Genomic DNA, 18,211 nt, shown 5'->3' with positions numbered 1-18,211 from the left:
ATGGTTTAGCTTTCCTCTAAATATTTATCCCATAAATGGTCAAAAGTGGCTAAGGCCTCTGTAAATGGGATATTCCATTCTAAATATTGGCTAATTTCATCATAATCTGTGGAATGTATCGGAAAGTCATGTTCATTAAACATCCATTCCGCCAGTTTTCTTTCATTGTCTAAATTCCGGTTGCCACGATGTCGCAACATATATTGGTAGAATGATTTTTTCATTTCTTAATTTCCTCTCTTTTAAGACTCTCTCATAAATGCCTCGTTTTTTTCCTCCTTCTTACGGTATACCATTCTGGATAGCATAATACTAATTTCATACAAAATAATCAGTGGTATAGCGACAACTATTTGTAAGATAAAGTCTGGAGGAGAAATCATGGTCCCGATAATGATCAGAATAAAATAAGCATACTTCCTTGTTTTGCTTAAAAAATGAGGTGTTACTATGCCTAAGCTAGTTAAAAACATTGAAATAATTGGGACCTCAAAAAAAATAGCAAAAGGTAAGGTAACATTGAATATAAAACGAAAATAATTTTCTACCGAGAACAATGTTTCAAATATCCCGTCATTTAGTGATAATACAAATGGTAGAATTAGTTTTACAAAAATAAAATAACCAAATGATAAACCAGCTAAAAATAATAAGAAAACTGTTGGAATATAGCAGGCGGAAACCCTCCGCTCATGACGAGTTAACCCAGGCCTTACAAACAGCCATAATTGCAAACACAAAAATGGTAAAGTGCCGGTTATTGCAACTATTAAAGCAATGGTGAATATCACCCAAATGATTTCTTCCGGCGAAAGTAGATTTAGCGTAATATCAATGTCATTTAAAAAGAAATCACGAATATCATTAACGAAATATAGTCCTAATCCAAAGAAAAGGATAAAAATAACTGTCGTGATGATCAATCGATTGCGTAATTCCGCAAAATGGTCAAGGTAACCCATCTCTTTATCATTTGATAATGATTTTTCTTGCTTCATGCTTCTAAAACCCCTTCATAGCTCAACCTTAACTCATAAATGTATTATGGAAAAAATATATCACGTTTTTCGTATAATAAAAAGATGTAAAAGGGTCGAGACTTTTACACCTTTAAAATTTACTTTTGCTCTTTTTTATCATCGTTCATTATATCATTTGTCGCTTTTTTAAATTCGCGTAAAGAGCTTCCAACCGCCTTCCCGATTTCAGGTAGCTTTGAAGGACCAAAAATGATTAATGCAGTAATTAAAATCAGGATTAACCCTGGAAAACCAATACTAGATAACATCCGTTTCACCTCATTCTACTGAAAGTGACTTTATTAGGAATTTTTCTGTTCTTCTTCATCTGTTAATTCACGTGCAGATTTTTTGAACTCTCGTAACGTTTCACCGGTAGCCTTCCCTATCTCCGGAAGTTTCTTTGGGCCAAAAATAACAAGAGCAATGACTAATATTAAAATCAATCCTGGTATTCCAATAGATTGTAACATATAATTTGCCCACCTTTTTCTTATATCTTTTCGTTTATTATCATACCCATCTTACCATGTTTTGTCTAGCTTGTCTTGATCTAATACATATTTTCACAATCTTTTTCGATCGTATTGAATAAAGGTGTGCGGATATCGGTTCTTCTCATCCACTTCTCCTTCTTTTTCACTAGTAACAATCCATTCCGATTGGTCAAATTCAGGGAAAAAGGTATCTCCTCCAAACGATTGATCAATAAAGGTCATATAAATACGATCAGCGATAGGAAGTACTTGTTTAAAAACATTCTCACCACCAATGACAAACCATTCTTTTTCCTTGTTCTCATTAATAAGTTCTTGCAAATCTTCAATCGAATGAATGACTTTACAATTCGGTGGGTTAAAATTAGTATCTCTTGTTAGCACAATGTTTTCCCGTTTCGGCAGCGGGCCATTCATTGAGTCTAATGTTTTCCTCCCCATAATGATCGATTGATTCATTGTCAGGTTTTTAAAGAACTTCAAATCATTTGGCAAATGCCATGGCAAGTCATTATTTTTCCCGATCACTCTATCACGATCCATTGCAAAAAGTAATGAAATCATATTCTTCCTCCTTTATACCGCTACTGGTGCTTTTATCGCTGGATGTGGATTATAATTATCAATTTCTATATCTCCCACTTCGACATTAAAAACTGATGAGAAATCATTTAGTTTAAGAGTTGGTAAAGGTTTTGGTTCTCGTTCTAACTGGGTTCTTACCTGGTCTAAATGATTAGAGTAGATATGAGCATCTCCTAATGTATGAATAAACTCACCTTGTTTTAAGTTACATTCTTTAGCAATAAGACATGTTAACAGAGCATAACTTGCAATATTAAACGGAACACCTAAAAAAATATCGCCACTCCGTTGGTATAATTGGCAGCTTAACTTGCCGTCAGAAACATAGAATTGAAACATAGTATGACATGGAGGCAGAGCCATATTTGATGGCACATCTTCTGGATTCCACGCCGTTACGATATGTCTCCTGGAATATGGGTTCTCTTTAATCGATGTAATTACTTCCTTTAATTGATCGATCGTTTCTCCTTTAGAAGTTTTCCAAGAACGCCACTGAGAGCCATACACAGAACCTAAGTCGCCGTATTTGTCAGCAAATTGTTCATCTTTTAAAATTTTATCAGTAAAAAGCTTCATTTGTTCCTCATATTGCTCTTTAAATGATGGATCTTTTAATGAACGATGACCAAAATTAGTCATATCGGGGCCGTTATAGTCTTCACTATCTATCCATTTTTGGAAAGCCCATTCGTTCCATATGTTGTTATTGTGTTGTAATAAGTAACGGATATTGGTGTCCCCTTTAATAAACCACAGCAATTCACTCACGATTAATCGAAATGGAACCTTCTTCGTTGTTAATAACGGGAATCCCTTGCTCAGATCAAAGCGCATTTGGTGACCGAATATAGATAGTGTACCAGTATTGGTTCTGTCATCCTTTTCGTTTCCTTTCATTAAAACCTGTTTACATAAATCCAAATAAGCTTGTTCACTAGTAGTCATTTTCTTCAACCTCTCATTCATACATAATATTACAAAATCATAACAAATAGATCAACGCATCATAATCTAATTAATTAAGCATACATTTTTGTTAAGCAATATTCAAGGGAGGGCTTATATGTTATTACATGATCAGTTGTCAACCGTTGTAAAGCACTCCGTCGCATACAGTTTTGCTTTTAGTCAACCTTTTTCCTTTTATGTTGATGCATACCCAATTGTACAAAGCCAAATATTAGAACAAGCAACCGTTTTATCATTTGGAGTACATCATGATTCTGTCAGAATTCTTCAACATAAATTACAAAAATTATCTTACTACGATTCATCAATAGACGGAAAATTTGGCGCTTTAACAGAATTCGCTGTAAAACAATTTCAGAAAGACCAACAAATTAAAATTAGTGGGGAAGCAGATTCTCAGACCATTCAAAAATTAATAAAGCTAGAAGCTGACAGTTATGAAGGAATTCTCTCCGAGCAAATTACATCAGAGCAAAACAGCAGCCCGGAAGAAGTCGAACAACTGCAAGTAGCACTTCAATACTATGGATATTATGAAGCTGAAATTGACGGAATTTATGGTCCAAAAACCGATGCCGCTCTTCAAGCTTATAAACAAGACAAAGGGTTACAAATCGTTCATATTGAAAATGAGGCATTCCATGATGTATCCAATTCACCAACAATCCAGCCAGAACCAAATAATACATACGAAAATAATGTGGAACCTACTTCCAATCATACTGTCGAAAACGAAGCAGCTGAGGCAGAATTGGTTCAAGTAACTACTCACCATATACCGGATATTGTAGGAACAGCGAAAGCTTACCAAGGTATTCCATACGTTTGGGGTGGCACAACTACGGCTGGGTTTGACTGCAGCGGCTATATTCAGTATGTATTTAAACAATTAAATATTCATTTACCGAGAACCGTGAATGAAATGTGGAATGCAACCCAACCATTAGACCAACCAGCAATAGGTGATATCGTATTTTTTGAAACATACAAACCAGGACCTTCCCATGCTGGTATATATATTGGTAATAGACAATTCATTCATGCAGGGGCATCTAACGGTGTGGAGATTAGTACACTGGATCAACCCTATTGGTCAGAACGATATCTAGGTGCAAAAAGAGTCGTATCAGAATAATTCATCAAATATGTTCATTTGTTTAGGATGGAGATCATCATACTTAACATTAAGAAGATTCATTAATTGTTTTGCGTTATCGTAAGCGTCTCCACCAGAATTATTGTTGAATAAAATTGTAATTTGTTCTACTTGTTTCTGTAATACATGAATATGGCTAGCCCATTCAGATAATTCCCTTTCATTGTATCGATATAAAAAGCGGACTTCTCGCCAATTATCCTGTCCATGATTATTCCAGCCGTGAACATTTCTGCCATGAAACCTCACTAATGCGTGTTGTTTATTACTCGTTTCTAGAACAATAGGAATGGAACCTACACCTGCTTGCGGTTCATCACATATAACATGTATCCAGCCTTCTGAACGAAGAAATTCCAATGTTTTGTCTCGATAATCTTCTAACCATGTCCTGTTACGAAATTCTAAAGCAACTGGTAAATCTCCTATCCATTCACGTAATTTCTGCAGTTTAATTATATTTTGTCTATTCAGTCCAAACCATGGCGGGAACTGAAACAAAACCATGTTTAATTTCTTTGCACTTCTAACCGGTTCAATCGATTGCTTAAAATCCTTCATTAGGGATTTCATTTCGAGATTGGTTAAATGTTTCCGGTCATGGCCTGTTAATGTTTGATATGCTTTAATAACAAAAGAAAAAGACTCTGGCGTCTGATCTATCCAGTTACTATACCTTTGTTGGGGCTGAATCGCATAAAAGGAGCTGTCTACTTCAACCGTCGGAAAATGCGAACTATATTCAACTAACTTGTTTTTCTGATTTGACTGCAGGTGAAGTGCAGGGTGGTCCCCCCACCCTGTTAACCCAATAAGAATTGACATATTCTCAAATCCCTCTTTTACTAACAAATGCTAAAAGTTTTTCGAATGAAATGTACTTCTATTATAAAAAATACCATAACTTTTCCCTTTTTCACAAGATAAGAGTCGGATGGCGGAATTCTTGACGGCATTTTTTAAATGGGCTATAGTATACACAAGCAAATCAGATGTCCGGGATTCATTATTTACAGGTAGCTTCTATATAGGAGTAGGAATTAAATGGTGATCCTATACTTCTATTGTTGCTGCCTTTTTTTGCATTTATTGATACAGCCAAGAATGCTTTCTAGAAACCCATCATCTTGTTTGTGGAATTCCACGTATCTATTACGTGAATGGATTTAGGGAGGAAAGAAAAGATGGAAAATGGTGTAGTAAAATGGTTTAACGCGGAAAAAGGGTATGGATTTATTCAGTTGGAGGATGGTGATGATGTATTCGTACACTTTTCCGCAATCCAACAAGAAGGATTTAAGACTTTAGAAGAAGGCCAAGAAGTAACTTTTGAAATTGTGGAAGGTGAAAGAGGCCCACAAGCTGCCAATGTAGAAAAAAAATAACAATTTCCCAGGCGATGATATGGTTCATCGCCTTTTCTAATGCTTGTGTTTCCACACGCTGATATAGTATGGTAATCTTTAAATGGGAAAGTTGGAAAGGACGTTTTTACATTGCCGAATGAATTATTATGGATTTTCTTTGCGATTTTAAATTTTACATTATTAATTATCATGTATCGTCTTTTTGGGCGGGCAGGGTTGTTCGTTTGGATAGGGATGGCTACAGTAATCGCAAATATACAAGTATTAAAAACAGTGGAAATGTTTGGACTTATTGCAACACTTGGAAATATAATGTATGGCACCGTCTTTTTAGCAACAGATATATTGAATGAGAACCATGGTAAAAATGATGCAAAAAAAGCGGTTTGGATGGGCTTTTCAACATTGCTAATTATGACAGTTATTATGCAAGTGGTACTGCGGTTCGCACCACATGAATCCGATATTATACAGCCAGCACTTGAAGCAATATTTGAAGTTATTCCAAACATTGCGATTGGCAGTATGCTTGGTTTTGTAGTCAGCCAGTATATTGATGTATGGCTCTTTGCAAAAATTAAGCGGTGGTTACCTGGAACAAAATTTTTATGGATTAGAAATAATGCTAGTACGATGATAAGTCAATTAGTTGATACCCTAATTTTTTGTTCCATCGCTTTCTATGGTTTATACGCTGTAAATGACTGGTTAGAGATATTATTAACGACATACATAATTAAGTTTATTGTCTCGGTCATTGATACACCGTTTATATATTTAGCTAAAAAATGGAATAAAGGTGATAAGTATGCTTGAAGTATATACGGACGCTGCAACGAAGGGTAATCCAGGTCCAAGCGGAATTGGGGTCTATATGAAAAAAGGAATCGAGTCTTCTGCTCTCTCACTTTATATTGGAGAATATACGAACCACGAAGCAGAATTTATTGCTGTGATTGAAGCACTATTATTTTGCCAAGAGAACTTCCCTGATGAGATCTTATCCTTTCGATCAGACTCTAAACTTGTTGTAGAGACAATAGAAAGGCAATTTGTGAAGAATTCTTTTTTTAAACCATATTTGGAGAAGGTTATGACATTATCCAACACCTTTCCATATTTCTTTATTAAATGGATTCCCGAAAAACAAAACAATCATGCTGATAAGTTAGCACGTACTGCTTTATTAAAGCGAGATTCGTAGTCTTTATATCAGATGTTTCTTTTGCAGAAGTAGACGGGCTTCTTTCATTGATTGAATATGGTTTGTTTTAAATAATTCTAATAAGCTTATATAAAAACTTCGATCAAAATTAAATTGTAATTGTAATGTGAGGGATAACGCGATTTTTACTTGTATGACAGTTGTGTTCGTATATTTCATACCAAAATAGATAAAATGGACTTCTTCATCTGTTAATTTAAAGCCTTTTGTCCATAAATTTTCCAAAAAGTATGCTAATATTTCATTATTATTCACAGTTATCCCTCATTTAACTTGATTTAATTAACGCATACCGAAATATTGGTAGTAATCTGTGCGAATAAATCCATTAAAGAGCTTACGCTTTTTAGAAGCATTCTTACCATAAAGCTTTTCAAAATCTTCATTTGCTGTCAGTATATAGACACTCCATGACGGAAATTTCTGCAATGTTTGACCAAGATTATGATACATTGCTTCTACTTCTTTTCGATCTCCAATACGTTCTCCATATGGTGGATTACTAACAATGTAACCACCAGTCGCTTTTGTATAAAAATCTGTCGCTTGCATTTGTTTCCATTTCACTAAATCACCAAGCCCTGCTTCCATTGCATTCTCTTTAGCTATCTCAATCATCTTATGACTTATATCTGTACCGGAAATATCTAATGGCTGATCATAATTCGCTAAATCCTCAGCCTCTTCTAATGCTCGCTCGTGAATAGAGGAAGGAATAAAATCCCAATTTTCGAATGCAAACTCCCTGTTAAACCCTGGGGCAATATTTTGACCAATTAATGCTGCTTCTATCGGAATGGTACCAGAACCGCAAAATATATCATAAAAAGGTTTATCAGGTGTCCAATTGGTTAATTTCACGAGAGCTGCAGCTAATGTCTCTTTTATAGGTGCTTCTCCTTGTCCCACTCGATAACCTCGTTTATGAAGTCCGCTGCCAGATGTATCTAATGTTAAAGTTACTTTATCTTTTAATAGGGCAACCTCTACTCTATGCAGTGCCCCTGTTTCTTTTAGCCATCGGGCGACCCCATGTTTTTGCTTTAATCGCTCTACAATTGCTTTTTTTACAATTGACTGGCAATCGGGAACACTGTATAACGTAGATTTGTGAGACTTACCAATGACCGGAAATTCACCCTCTTCGGGTATATACTTCTCCCATGCTAAAGCTTTTGTCTGTTCAAAAAGCTCATCATATGTACGGGCATCAAACTCACCAATTAGTAATTTGACACGGTCAGCCGTACGCAGCCACAGGTTTGATCGGGCAATTCCTAATTCATCTGTTTCATAGATCACTTTTCCATTTTCCACTTTTGCGTCTTCATAACCTAGTGCCTTCACTTCATTTGCAACAACTGACTCTAATCCCATTGCCGCTGTTGCTATCAGAGTAAATTTTTTCTTCATAAAATAGCCCCTTCTATGTATTAGCATTCTTATTTAAAATTCACTTATATAATATCAAAACCCCTTTCATGAAGAAAAGGGGTTTTTATTAAGCATTTATTGACCGAATGAATGTTCATAAGCCATGTTCTGTCCTTTTCGTACTGCAAACGGTGGTCAGCCTCGTACCAAAGGTGTAATCATCTGTCTACAAGTATCTAGCTTGTCCTTCGTTCGGTTCTTTATTCCCTAATAGAAGATGCCCCTACCAATATTTGGGTTGCTCACTCGAGGGGTTTACCGCGTTCCACCTAAACAGTTTCCTGTCTAGCTTCGTCACTGTGGCACTTTCAAGATACTCACACCATATTCCTAACAGGAACGTAGGTATTTTCTCTGCCGTTAACCGATAAACGGTTACCTTGACTTATGACTTCGTCAAGCACGAACACTACAAGCATCACAGCTTGTGTGAGCATGGACTTTCCTCTACACATTAAGATGTGCAGCGATTACTTCTACATTCATTCTCTAAGTCATTTTTCGTTTGAAGCTTTTACTATTGTAACATGGCTTTAAAAATAGTCAATGGAAAGAATTACAACTTAGCTTATTCTTCTTCAAATTTCCTTCCGAATACTGCTTTTTCTAAGTTCGATAGCCTTTTTAAAATGTCATAATTAACTTGATGATTGGAAGGAGTCGATCTTAGTCTTGTTTCCGAGTTTTTCTTTAGACGGTCATTTTCTGTTCGTAAACGATTTACTTCCTGTTGAAAATATTCATAATCCTGAATGATCGTATCTAAAAACTCATCCACTTCTTCTTGATTATATCCACGCATGGATGTTTTAAAGTTCTTTTCAAGAATATCTTTTCCATTTAATTGATTTGCCATTCCATCCACCTCATTTTATAAAAACTTAGCATATTAAAATATCTTTAAAATAAAAAAATCTCAATGAATTGATAATAAACCTTCTTTCATTTTTTCAAAATAACTGGTTCTTGTCAATAATTTACCTGTCTATTCAAATGACTGCAAATCTTGCTCTTCATTTACAATGTCCTCTAAATCATATGGGGTAATCCAGAAAATCTGGTAATGATACAATTCTACTGCTTTTTTTGCTTTATCCAGAAAGAACTTCACACTTCCAGGAAAATCCTCATCTCCTAGAATTAAGCATGCATCAGACTTTTCAATAAGCCAGTTGTCTTTATTGATAAATTGATATGGTCCTTGATATGGCTGATTATACAAAGGTTGTGAAAAATCTGCTTCCATTATCATTTGTTCAAGCTTTTCTTGATAAATGTCCGGCCATCTTGATGAATATTCAAGAAATGGTGGGAAAATACCTAATTTAATTGGATATTTTTCTTTTAGCTCACAAATTACTTCACATGTCCATAGTTCAATGCCTAGTTGTCCTGTGACAACAACCCATTCTAATCCGTCATCAATAAAGGAAATTAATTTCTTTCTAATGGCTTTTTTTATATATTCAATTCTTTTATCCTTTTCCCCTGTGATATTTAACTCATTTGGTTTATTTCCTGTAATGGTCAAAACTTTTATCAATCGTATATCTCTCCTATATGCCTGCATATTCCATTAAATTATAATGGATCATGAGTTTAGTTGCTAGTATTTCAGCAGAAATAAAAAAGCTGTCGTTTGACAGCTTTTTCTCATTAACGAGGGAAATTAACTGGGTTCATCCCCATTTGATTGTACATCGGCGGGTATGGACCACCATTTATATTGATTTGGTCTACAGTATATTGATTAGAAGTAGTATGTGGATAATAATGGACATTTTTCACTAGATGATGGTTAACACAATTAGTATGTGAAGGATGAATATGATTCACAACACTTTCACTGCATGTGTTCACTTGTTTACATTTTGTCGGATGAAAAACAGTCTTTGTTGGCATTGTATTCATTGGCATACATGGTCTTCTTCTCATCATTTATCACCTCACTATATTTGATCTATACTAGCGTATGTCATGATAGTGAAGTTTGTCTAAGACAACTACCCACTTTCCCTCATTTTTATCAAGGGAATTTAAATATATGTTCAATTTTGCCCCTTTTCCATGTCATCAGCTGCAAATGAAAATGGCAATAATTCTTCCATAGTAATTGTCTTAATCTGATTAGATAAGTTACTTGTATGAATAAGCGTATCTTTGGCAAAGAATTCACTCAAAACTTGCCTGCATGATCCGCAAGGAGGTACGGGTCTCTCTGAGTCTGCAACAACTGCTAATTGATCGAAGTCATACTCCCCTTCCGAAATTGCTTTGAAAATTGCTGTCCGCTCTGCACATGTTGTCACAGGATATGCTGCATTTTCAATATTGCACCCAAGGTATATTTTTCCTGATTTCATTAATAATGCAGCACCCACTTTGAATTTTGAATATGGAGTATATGCTTTCTCTCTAGCTGCTTTCGCTTGGTTTACTAAATCGTATTGATCCATTCGCTTCTCCTCCATCAATTAATATTTATTTATATCTTTTTTCAATAAATCAAACACATATTTTACTGATTGATATAATTCCATATATCGTTTTTTTCTAACATCAATATAATAGCTGTGTAATAATAATAATTTTAAGTTTTCTTCCGTTGATTGCAATTGTTGCGGATGAACTTGTACCTCACGTTTTTTAATAAATAGAAGGGCACTGCTGTACCACTCGTCAATTTGTTCGAAAATAGGATTTGTTCTTTCTTTCACCACCTGAAAAAACTGAGGGTCACGTTTGTTTTCGGGACGTTCATTCGTTAAATAACGATCTTTCAATTGGTCTAAAATTTGTTCTAAGTACATAATCTGATCAAGTAGTTGCATTGTTTCACCTTTTTCTTTCCGATCTGGACATAATTTATGTTAGACTACTTTCTTTACCATTTTAACACGTTCCTGTTCACTATTGTAGGAAAAAGAAACAGCTGCCTGTTGATCTACCTTGTTCATTATCTCTATCAATTTTTCTAATTTGTTAACAAGCCTTTCCTTTTTTACAATTTTATTATTGATCACGTTCTTCACCTCACGAGATTATTTAGATTGGAACCCTGTTTTCTTACCAAAATAATTCAAGTTTAAAGGTTGAAATCCTTCCTGTATGACAAAACTAGAAGCTGTATGACAAAGCTTTTCTAATTTAGTGAATTTTTTCTTCAAAATGAGCCAAACTATGGAAAGAAAGTTTCTTGTTTACCTAAGAAGCTGATTATTTACAAGGAGGGAAAAAGAAATGCGAGTAAACAAGCGGGCAAAAGATAATAAAAAGAAAAAGGATAGATCAATCCCTACACAGAACGACAAAAAACTGAATGGTCCTAATCGTCCATCAACTTAAATAAATGACCATCAGCGAAAATGTAAAAAAATCGACAATGCACTTTTGCAATGTCGATTTTTTTACACATTCTCATTGATTTTATTTTTATTTTTTGTCATTACCCCCATAACAACAGTCATCTTACCGAATATATAAGTTAGTATTCAGCCATGTTTTATGTCATTATTTTTATTGAACAATTAATCAGCATAGCGTATGATGAATCTAGCAATTGCCTAATAGTACTTTTTGTTTTTATACAGTATTCTAAATTGTAGAAGTTCTTACGTGAAAGGACATTTAAAGCTGTAATTGCACATACCATATTAAAAACTACCATAATGCTAATAGACGACAGAATACGAGTTTTTCTAACGGTCAGGGGGGAATCTATGCATTATCCGAACGGGAAGAAAGTCACGGTAAATGCTGCCAAACCATCTGTTACTAGCGGAACCATTTACAGTAATCGAGGGATGACATTAGAGGAAGATATAAATGAAACGAATGATTATTATAAAAATACAAATCGGGCAATCATACACAAAAAGCCAACACCTGTTCAAATTGTTCAAGTGGATTATCCTAAAAGAAGTGCAGCAGTCATTAAAGAAGCTTACTTTAAACAGGCATCCACTACAGATTATAATGGGATTTTCAAAGGAAAATATATTGATTTTGAAGCGAAAGAAACTAAAAATAAAACTTCTTTTCCTTTAAGTAATATCCATCAGCATCAAATAGATCACATGAAACAAGTCGTTGATCATGGTGCCATTTGTTTCCTGCTTATCCGATTTAGTGTGCTGCAAGAAACATATTATTATCCAGCTGAAAACTTATTTAGCCATTGGCAAAAACAACTCAATGGTGGCAGGAAATCTATCCCTTTGGATACAGTCAAAAAGGAAGGTTATATAATACCAATTCAATTTCATGCAAGAGTAGATTATTTGAGTGTAATTGAAAAGTATTATATTTAGAACGGAGGAAGAGTAATGGCAGAAAATAGTCAAACCAGAATGGCAAGAAGAAAACAAAAAAAGCAAAAAGGTAAAGAGAAAAAATCAGTGTGGAAACAACTTATTAAAATATTGGTCATAGCGGTCCTTTTTATCGGAATAGGTGTAGGCGTATTGTTTGGATATTACGTTGCAACAGCACCAGACTTGGATCCGTCCCAATTGTCTGCCCCTGCATCAACAAAATTATATGATATAAATGGAGAAATTTTTGCAGATTTAGGAACTGAAAAGCGATCAATAGTGAAATATGATGAAATCCCTAAAGTATTAGAGGATGCTATTTTAGCGACAGAAGATGTCCGGTTTAAAAATCATATAGGAATTGATTTTAAGCGGATAGGTGCTGCAGTTCTTGCTAACTTCCGTAATGGATTTGGCTCACAAGGGGCAAGTACCATTACCCAACAAGTAGTCAAGGGGTCATTTCTTTCTAATGACAAACAATTAAAACGGAAAGTACAAGAACAATGGCTGGCTTTGCAATTAGAGCGTAAATACTCTAAAGAAGAGATATTTGAAATGTATGTTAATAAGATATATTACGGTGGTGGAGCGTATGGTGTAGCAACTGCTGCCGAGGTATATTTCGGGAAAACTGACTTAAATGATTTAACACTTGCTGAAGCAGCTATCCTTGCTGGGTTGCCACAGCGTCCGTCTGCATATGATCCTTTTGTAAACCCCGACTTAACGAATGAAAGAATGAATACAGTTCTGGACTTAATGGAACAACATAATAAAATTAGTGAAGCGGAAGCGAATGAGGTACGAGATACAGATGTTACTGCCTTGCTCGTTGACAGAAAGAAACAGTATGTAAAATATGAATCATTTATTCAGCAAGTTAGAAAAGAAGTCGAAGAGAAAACAGGTGCAGACATTTATAAAGACAGTTTACAAGTTTATACAACACTGGATCCAGACGCACAGGAATACACAGAATTTCTGTTAAGTAATGAGGAATCAAACCCAATTAATTACAGTGCAGATGAAGATATTCAAGTAGGGATAACATTAGTGGATACAAAAACAGGAGCAATTCGGGCAATTGGCGGTGGACGAAACCGTGAAAGTGATGGTTGGAACTTTGCCATCGATGGTGATGGACTTCAAGGTGGTTCTTCCATGAAACCAATTGTTGCATATGGTCCAGCTATTGAACACTTAAAATGGTCAACGTACCATCAATTAAACGATGATCGTCCATATCCAATTGAGGGTACAGATAGTGTGATACGAAATTGGAACAGAACATATCAAGGGTGGATGACAGCAAGATATGCTTTAAAAGAGTCATTAAATGTACCTGCTGTAAAAACATTAGACGAAGTCGGATATAGTAATGCAAAGAACTTTGCCGAAGGGTTAGGTATAGAATTTGCTAATAACCAGGTGACAATAGGCGATGCCATTGGGGGTACAGATACTGGTGTCTTACCAATACAAATGGCAGGTGCTTATGCTGCCTTTGGAAATGGAGGTATATACCATGAACCATATTCTGTAACAAAAGTGGAGTATCCGGACAGACGTACAGAAGATTTAGCTTCGAAACCAGTGGAAGCTATGTCTGATTATACTGCATATATGATTACAGACATGCTTAAATCGGTTGTTCAAAACGGAACTGGGACAAATGCGAATGTTAATGGGCTACCGATCGCTGGGAAGACTGGAACAACTAATTTAAAAGACCAAGATGGCAGTCCTGATTCATGGTTCACTGGATATACACCGAACTACACCATTTCGATATGGAGTGGGTTTAGTACTGAAAGAAAGCCAATTAATGATACACAACTGCCACTTCACATTTTTAGAGAATTAATGACACACGTATCAAGTGATGTGGAAACACCAGACTTTCAACAACCATCATCAGTTGTAGAGGTGGAAGTTGAAAAAGGATCAAATCCTGCGAAACGACCGAGTGAGCACACACCAAGTTCCCAAATAGTAACAGAGTTATTCGTCAAAGGACATGAACCAAGTGCTGTATCGGAAAAATTTGATCAATTAGACCCTGTTGCAAACTTGACCGCTGAATATGATGAAGATGAAGAAAAAATATTTGTTGAGTGGCAATATGATGAGGATGATGATATAACTTATGAAGTAACTGTTGCAGCTGAAGGAGCTTCTAGTAACACGACAGAGACAGAGAACACATCATTAGAAATTAGCAACGTAGAGGAAGGAACGACTTATACCATCCAGGTAGTTGCGAAAAGTGGTGATTCAACTAGCGAACCTGCCTCAGTAAGTGTTGCAGTTCCAGGTGATGAAGAAACCAATCTGCCACCAGTACAGCAATTACAGCAGAGTTTTGATCCGGTGAATCGTTCTTCCCTTATTACATGGTCTTATGATCGAAGTGGGCCAGTAGAATTTAATATAAGTGTTATGGAAAGTGGAAGTACAATCGATGAATTTACTACAAATCAAACTTCATTTAATTTAACACAGTTACAGGCTGGAAGATTATATACTGTAACAGTTACTCCTGTATTAAAAAATAGAGAAGGAGTGACTGGCCCTTCTTCCTCGATTCAAATTACAACAGAAGGATTAGATGAAGGACGACAAGACGAGCAACAGCCTGAACAGCCAAATGAAAATGGGAACGGAAATGGTAATAATGGGGGTAACGGTAACGGAAATGGCAATGGAAATAATAATGAAGACAACAATGAAGATCAGACTGAGGAAAATAATAACGGAAATGGTGGCAATCAGGAACAAAATCAAGAACAACAAAATGATACGAATGCTGCCTCCCAGTCCAATGCGAACAATAATCGGAAAGAAAATGAAACGGAAAATCAGAATGAAGACGAAAATCAGAATGAATCGTAAAAAAACAGCATGTCTCTTATGACATGCTGTTTTTCATTCTTTTCTTCCCTTCCCTGCATATATCTAACAATGGGCATATCTCACACTGCGGAGTTTTGGCTTTACAATGATAACGACCGAAAAAAATTAAGCGATGATGTGTATCACTCCACTCATCCATCGGTATTTTTCGCATTAATGTTTTTTCGACTTCCAATACACTATCTTTCCATCTACAAATACCTAACCTTTTTGAAACCCGTTCAACATGAGTATCAACTGCAATTGCAGGCTCATTGAACGCCACTGATGCTACCACATTGGCAGTTTTTCGACCAACTCCTGCTAACTTTTCTAATTCAGCTTTTGTAGGAGGTACTTCTCCGTTGTGCTCTTCGATTAATGTACGGGCTAACTTCTGAATATTCTTAGACTTATTCCGATATAAGCCAATTGATTTTATATCTTGTTGAAGTTCTTCTAAGGAGACATTTAAATAATCTTCTGGGGTGTGATATTTCTTGAACAAGTCCTCTGTTACTTTATTAACTAGTGCATCTGTACATTGTGCAGATAAAACAACTGCTATTAATAAATCAAAAGCATTGCGATGGTTTAACTCACATTCTGCATCAGGGAACATCTCAGTTATTGTATCTAATACATACCTAATTTGCGTTTTTGTTAACACCTTGCTTCCCCCTATTACTCGTCTAACCAATTATAATACAATGTTTTTCTAGTTGGATTACTCTGTGCATGTTCGTTTTTTTTATTTCCATGAAAACTCTTACTTGTTTGTTTAGCTTGATCTACAGATCTTACGCCTTTCTTTCTCCAATCAATTAATATTCGATCAATATAGTTAAAATTCAGTTTACTCATTAATACAGCCTCTCGCAATGCTGCGTAAATCAATTCCAGGGAGTACTCCTCCTCATCTAGCCATTGATTAATTCTTTCAATTTCAAATGGAGACAATGGCCTGCCAAACTCTTGTTCAAAACGCCGGAACATTTCTCCAATTTTTACTTCTTCGGTATGTGGTTTATTATCCGAAAGTGTGTAAAGTTTCTCCCAAAGAGGTTCTATTGAGTACATTTCCCTTAATACCCCACTACTTTCGTCCTCTTCTATTTGCAGGAATCCTAATTGAATCAACTTGCGTAGATGTTTGGAACATTCCTCTGTTGATATTGTCATACTTCCCGCTAACTGTTCCGGGGTAGGAAAATGAATACCATTTGTTAGGGAAATGTGTATATGCAACAGTAATACAACTTGATGTTCGTTAAGGCCAAGTGTATTATAGCTAGTTAGTAAACCTTTCGAAACTGCTATTTGATCTCTTATTATATCGCTATAGTTTACATTCATTTAACCACCACCTGTCTAAAACATGATAATCCTTTGCATAATATATGCAAAGGATTAATACAACACTTGACTGCTAATTATTATATTAAGGATATAATCTGTTTAAAAGCCTTGGGAAAGGTATTGTTTCTCTTACATGATCCACGCCACATATCCAGGCTACAGTTCGTTCTAAGCCTAATCCGAAACCTGCATGTGGAACACTTCCATATTTGCGTAATTCGAGATACCAATTATACGCCTCATCTGAAAGATTATGTTCTTTATATCTTTGTTCCAATAATTCCAAGTCATCAATTCTTGACGATCCACCGATTATTTCACCATAGCCTTCTGGTGCAATTAAGTCGGCACACAAAACTACATTGTCCCGATTTGGATCAGGCTTCATATAGAATGCCTTAATATTCGTCGGGTAATGTGTAATAAATACAGGTTTGTCAAAACTTTCAGCAATTGCTGTTTCATGAGGTGCACCCAAATCTTCTCCCCACTCAATATCAGTATACCCTTTTTCCTTAAGAAGTTCGATCGCTTTGTCATACGTAATTCTTGGAAATGGTGCTTTAATTTTCTCTAATCTCTCCAAAGATCTTTCTAAAGTGTTCAGTTCTAATTGACAATGTGAAAGTACTGACTCAACAAGGAATTGGACATAATTTTCTTGAATCTCTAAACTTTCATCATGTGTGGTAAATGCCATTTCCGGCTCAATCATCCAGAATTCAATTAAATGCCTTCTTGTCTTAGACTTTTCTGCACGGAATGTTGGACCAAATGAGAATACTTTTCCCAATGCCATAGCAGCAGCTTCCATATATAATTGACCACTTTGAGAAAGATAAGCTTCTTCCTCAAAATACTTTGTATGGAATAACTCTGTGGTTCCTTCTGCTGCCGATCCAGTTAAAATTGGTGGATCAATTTTAGTAAACCCTTCTTGTGCAAAAAACTGATAGGTTGCTTGAATGATTTGGTTTCGAATTTTCATAATCGCATGCTGCTTTTTTGAGCGGAGCCATAAATGACGATGATCCATTAAGAACTCTGTACCGTGCTCTTTCGGTGTTATTGGGTAGTCCTTGGCTTCATCAATCACTTCAATTGATTTAACTTGCATTTCATAACCAAATGGTGATCTGGCATCTTCCACGATCTTGCCTGTAATATACATGGAAGTTTCCTGAGTCAAAGATTTAGCATGTGTAAACGTTTCTTCTGTTACATCGGCCTTCACCACAACACCTTGCATAAATCCTGTCCCATCTCGAAGTTGTAAGAAAGCAATTTTTCCACTAGACCGCTTATTCGCTAACCAAACTCCAATCGTTACTTCCTGATCTACATATTTACTAACTTGATTAATTGTTGTTTTCATTTAATTCCTCCAGC

At 35.7% G+C, this 18,211-nt stretch carries 25 protein-coding genes and 1 other RNA gene; 7 read left to right on the top strand and 19 right to left on the bottom strand.

The genetic code is table 11. From position 1 onward, the window contains the following. Positions 1-5: 5 nt before the first annotated feature. The 6 genes from ACFOY7_RS15150 to ACFOY7_RS15125 all read right to left on the bottom strand — a co-directional run bounded on the left by ACFOY7_RS15150 (position 6) and on the right by ACFOY7_RS15125 (position 3,049). The gene (locus ACFOY7_RS15150; protein WP_390253030.1) at positions 6-224 is read right to left on the bottom strand and encodes a YozE family protein; all 219 of its coding nucleotides are present in this window, start codon (positions 222-224) and stop codon (positions 6-8) included. Positions 225-242: 18 nt separating this feature from the next. After that, entirely contained in the window at positions 243-998 is a 756-nt protein-coding gene (tatC, locus tag ACFOY7_RS15145; RefSeq protein ID WP_390253028.1) for a twin-arginine translocase subunit TatC, read from the bottom strand. A gap of 119 nt (positions 999-1,117) precedes the next feature. Beyond that, the gene (gene tatA, locus ACFOY7_RS15140) at positions 1,118-1,288 is read right to left on the bottom strand and encodes a twin-arginine translocase TatA/TatE family subunit (protein ID WP_390253026.1); all 171 of its coding nucleotides are present in this window, start codon (positions 1,286-1,288) and stop codon (positions 1,118-1,120) included. A gap of 33 nt (positions 1,289-1,321) precedes the next feature. After that, the gene (locus ACFOY7_RS15135; protein ID WP_390253024.1) at positions 1,322-1,492 is read right to left on the bottom strand and encodes a twin-arginine translocase TatA/TatE family subunit; all 171 of its coding nucleotides are present in this window, start codon (positions 1,490-1,492) and stop codon (positions 1,322-1,324) included. 93 nt (positions 1,493-1,585) lie between these two features. Beyond that, positions 1,586-2,080 carry a dihydrofolate reductase gene (locus tag ACFOY7_RS15130; protein ID WP_390253022.1) on the bottom strand — a complete coding sequence of 165 codons (495 nt, stop codon included), beginning with the start codon at positions 2,078-2,080 and terminating at the stop codon, positions 1,586-1,588. Between the two features lie 12 nt (positions 2,081-2,092). Continuing rightward, positions 2,093-3,049, bottom strand: coding sequence for a thymidylate synthase (locus ACFOY7_RS15125; protein WP_390253020.1), 957 nt, complete (start codon positions 3,047-3,049; stop codon positions 2,093-2,095). A gap of 118 nt (positions 3,050-3,167) precedes the next feature. Between ACFOY7_RS15125 and ACFOY7_RS15120 the strand changes: the two genes are divergently transcribed. Continuing rightward, positions 3,168-4,208 (top strand): C40 family peptidase, encoded by a 1,041-nt coding sequence (locus ACFOY7_RS15120; protein WP_390253017.1) that lies wholly within the window; start codon positions 3,168-3,170, stop codon positions 4,206-4,208. On the opposite strand, the gene ACFOY7_RS15115 is transcribed toward ACFOY7_RS15120, so the two are convergent. Further along, positions 4,200-5,054: a DUF72 domain-containing protein gene (locus ACFOY7_RS15115; protein WP_390253015.1), complete on the bottom strand. Its 855-nt coding sequence runs from the start codon at positions 5,052-5,054 to the stop codon at positions 4,200-4,202. The genes ACFOY7_RS15120 and ACFOY7_RS15115 overlap by 9 nt on opposite strands. A 359-nt stretch (positions 5,055-5,413) precedes the next feature. On the opposite strand from ACFOY7_RS15115, the gene ACFOY7_RS15110 reads away from it, so the two are divergent. The 3 genes from ACFOY7_RS15110 to ACFOY7_RS15100 all read left to right on the top strand — a co-directional run bounded on the left by ACFOY7_RS15110 (position 5,414) and on the right by ACFOY7_RS15100 (position 6,800). Next, positions 5,414-5,614, top strand: a complete 201-nt coding sequence (locus tag ACFOY7_RS15110; protein WP_390253013.1) for a cold-shock protein — start codon at positions 5,414-5,416, stop codon at positions 5,612-5,614. Positions 5,615-5,725: 111 nt separating this feature from the next. After that, on the top strand, positions 5,726-6,412 hold the full coding sequence (locus ACFOY7_RS15105; RefSeq protein ID WP_390253010.1) for a queuosine precursor transporter: 687 nt from the start codon (positions 5,726-5,728) through the stop codon (positions 6,410-6,412). Beyond that, positions 6,405-6,800 (top strand): ribonuclease HI family protein, encoded by a 396-nt coding sequence (locus ACFOY7_RS15100; protein WP_390253008.1) that lies wholly within the window; start codon positions 6,405-6,407, stop codon positions 6,798-6,800. The genes ACFOY7_RS15105 and ACFOY7_RS15100 overlap by 8 nt, the downstream gene beginning before the upstream one ends. Before the next feature lie 3 nt (positions 6,801-6,803). On the opposite strand, the gene ACFOY7_RS15095 is transcribed toward ACFOY7_RS15100, so the two are convergent. From ACFOY7_RS15095 to ACFOY7_RS15055, 9 genes are all read right to left on the bottom strand, one after another. Beyond that, the gene (locus tag ACFOY7_RS15095) at positions 6,804-7,076 is read right to left on the bottom strand and encodes a DUF6123 family protein (protein WP_390253005.1); all 273 of its coding nucleotides are present in this window, start codon (positions 7,074-7,076) and stop codon (positions 6,804-6,806) included. 27 nt (positions 7,077-7,103) lie between these two features. Then, positions 7,104-8,234, bottom strand: a complete 1,131-nt coding sequence (locus ACFOY7_RS15090) for a THUMP domain-containing class I SAM-dependent RNA methyltransferase (RefSeq protein WP_390253002.1) — start codon at positions 8,232-8,234, stop codon at positions 7,104-7,106. A gap of 113 nt (positions 8,235-8,347) precedes the next feature. Beyond that, positions 8,348-8,738: RNase P RNA component class B (gene rnpB, locus ACFOY7_RS15085), an RNA gene on the bottom strand. 85 nt (positions 8,739-8,823) lie between these two features. After that, complete coding sequence (gpsB, locus tag ACFOY7_RS15080) at positions 8,824-9,111, bottom strand: cell division regulator GpsB (protein WP_390252999.1); 288 nt, start codon at positions 9,109-9,111, stop codon at positions 8,824-8,826. Between the two features lie 129 nt (positions 9,112-9,240). Further along, positions 9,241-9,798, bottom strand: coding sequence for an SLOG family protein (locus tag ACFOY7_RS15075; protein WP_390252997.1), 558 nt, complete (start codon positions 9,796-9,798; stop codon positions 9,241-9,243). A 113-nt stretch (positions 9,799-9,911) separates the two neighbouring features. Further along, complete coding sequence (locus ACFOY7_RS15070; protein ID WP_390252995.1) at positions 9,912-10,190, bottom strand: CotD family spore coat protein; 279 nt, start codon at positions 10,188-10,190, stop codon at positions 9,912-9,914. A 113-nt stretch (positions 10,191-10,303) separates the two neighbouring features. After that, on the bottom strand, positions 10,304-10,711 hold the full coding sequence (locus tag ACFOY7_RS15065) for a cytidine deaminase (protein WP_390252993.1): 408 nt from the start codon (positions 10,709-10,711) through the stop codon (positions 10,304-10,306). Between the two features lie 18 nt (positions 10,712-10,729). After that, positions 10,730-11,086: a DUF1798 family protein gene (locus ACFOY7_RS15060; RefSeq protein WP_390252991.1), complete on the bottom strand. Its 357-nt coding sequence runs from the start codon at positions 11,084-11,086 to the stop codon at positions 10,730-10,732. Positions 11,087-11,125: 39 nt separating this feature from the next. Next, a complete protein-coding gene (locus ACFOY7_RS15055) occupies positions 11,126-11,278 on the bottom strand; it encodes a hypothetical protein (protein ID WP_390252989.1) in 153 nt (50 codons plus the stop codon). A 217-nt stretch (positions 11,279-11,495) separates the two neighbouring features. On the opposite strand from ACFOY7_RS15055, the gene ACFOY7_RS15050 reads away from it, so the two are divergent. From ACFOY7_RS15050 to ACFOY7_RS15040, 3 genes are all read left to right on the top strand, one after another. Then, positions 11,496-11,600: a spore protein gene (locus ACFOY7_RS15050; RefSeq protein WP_390252987.1), complete on the top strand. Its 105-nt coding sequence runs from the start codon at positions 11,496-11,498 to the stop codon at positions 11,598-11,600. Positions 11,601-11,974: 374 nt separating this feature from the next. Beyond that, positions 11,975-12,565 carry a Holliday junction resolvase RecU gene (gene recU / locus ACFOY7_RS15045; protein WP_390252985.1) on the top strand — a complete coding sequence of 197 codons (591 nt, stop codon included), beginning with the start codon at positions 11,975-11,977 and terminating at the stop codon, positions 12,563-12,565. 15 nt (positions 12,566-12,580) lie between these two features. Next, on the top strand, positions 12,581-15,463 hold the full coding sequence (locus ACFOY7_RS15040) for a PBP1A family penicillin-binding protein (RefSeq protein ID WP_390252983.1): 2,883 nt from the start codon (positions 12,581-12,583) through the stop codon (positions 15,461-15,463). A 16-nt stretch (positions 15,464-15,479) separates the two neighbouring features. Here the strand turns inward: ACFOY7_RS15040 and nth are convergent, their stop codons facing one another. From nth to asnS, 3 genes are all read right to left on the bottom strand, one after another. Further along, on the bottom strand, positions 15,480-16,133 hold the full coding sequence (gene nth, locus ACFOY7_RS15035) for an endonuclease III (RefSeq protein WP_390252981.1): 654 nt from the start codon (positions 16,131-16,133) through the stop codon (positions 15,480-15,482). Between the two features lie 14 nt (positions 16,134-16,147). Continuing rightward, on the bottom strand, positions 16,148-16,819 hold the full coding sequence (locus tag ACFOY7_RS15030; RefSeq protein WP_390252980.1) for a DnaD domain-containing protein: 672 nt from the start codon (positions 16,817-16,819) through the stop codon (positions 16,148-16,150). 85 nt (positions 16,820-16,904) lie between these two features. Next, positions 16,905-18,197 (bottom strand): asparagine--tRNA ligase, encoded by a 1,293-nt coding sequence (gene asnS / locus ACFOY7_RS15025; protein WP_390252978.1) that lies wholly within the window; start codon positions 18,195-18,197, stop codon positions 16,905-16,907. Between the last annotated feature and the right edge of the window lie 14 nt (positions 18,198-18,211).

Origin of the sequence: Gracilibacillus xinjiangensis (assembly GCF_042651765.1) — a bacterium.
GTDB classification, from domain to species: Bacteria; Bacillota; Bacilli; order Bacillales; family Amphibacillaceae; genus Gracilibacillus; species Gracilibacillus xinjiangensis.
Note: the sequence above shows the minus strand (reverse complement) of the source record. Positions and strands in the feature narration are given on the sequence as shown.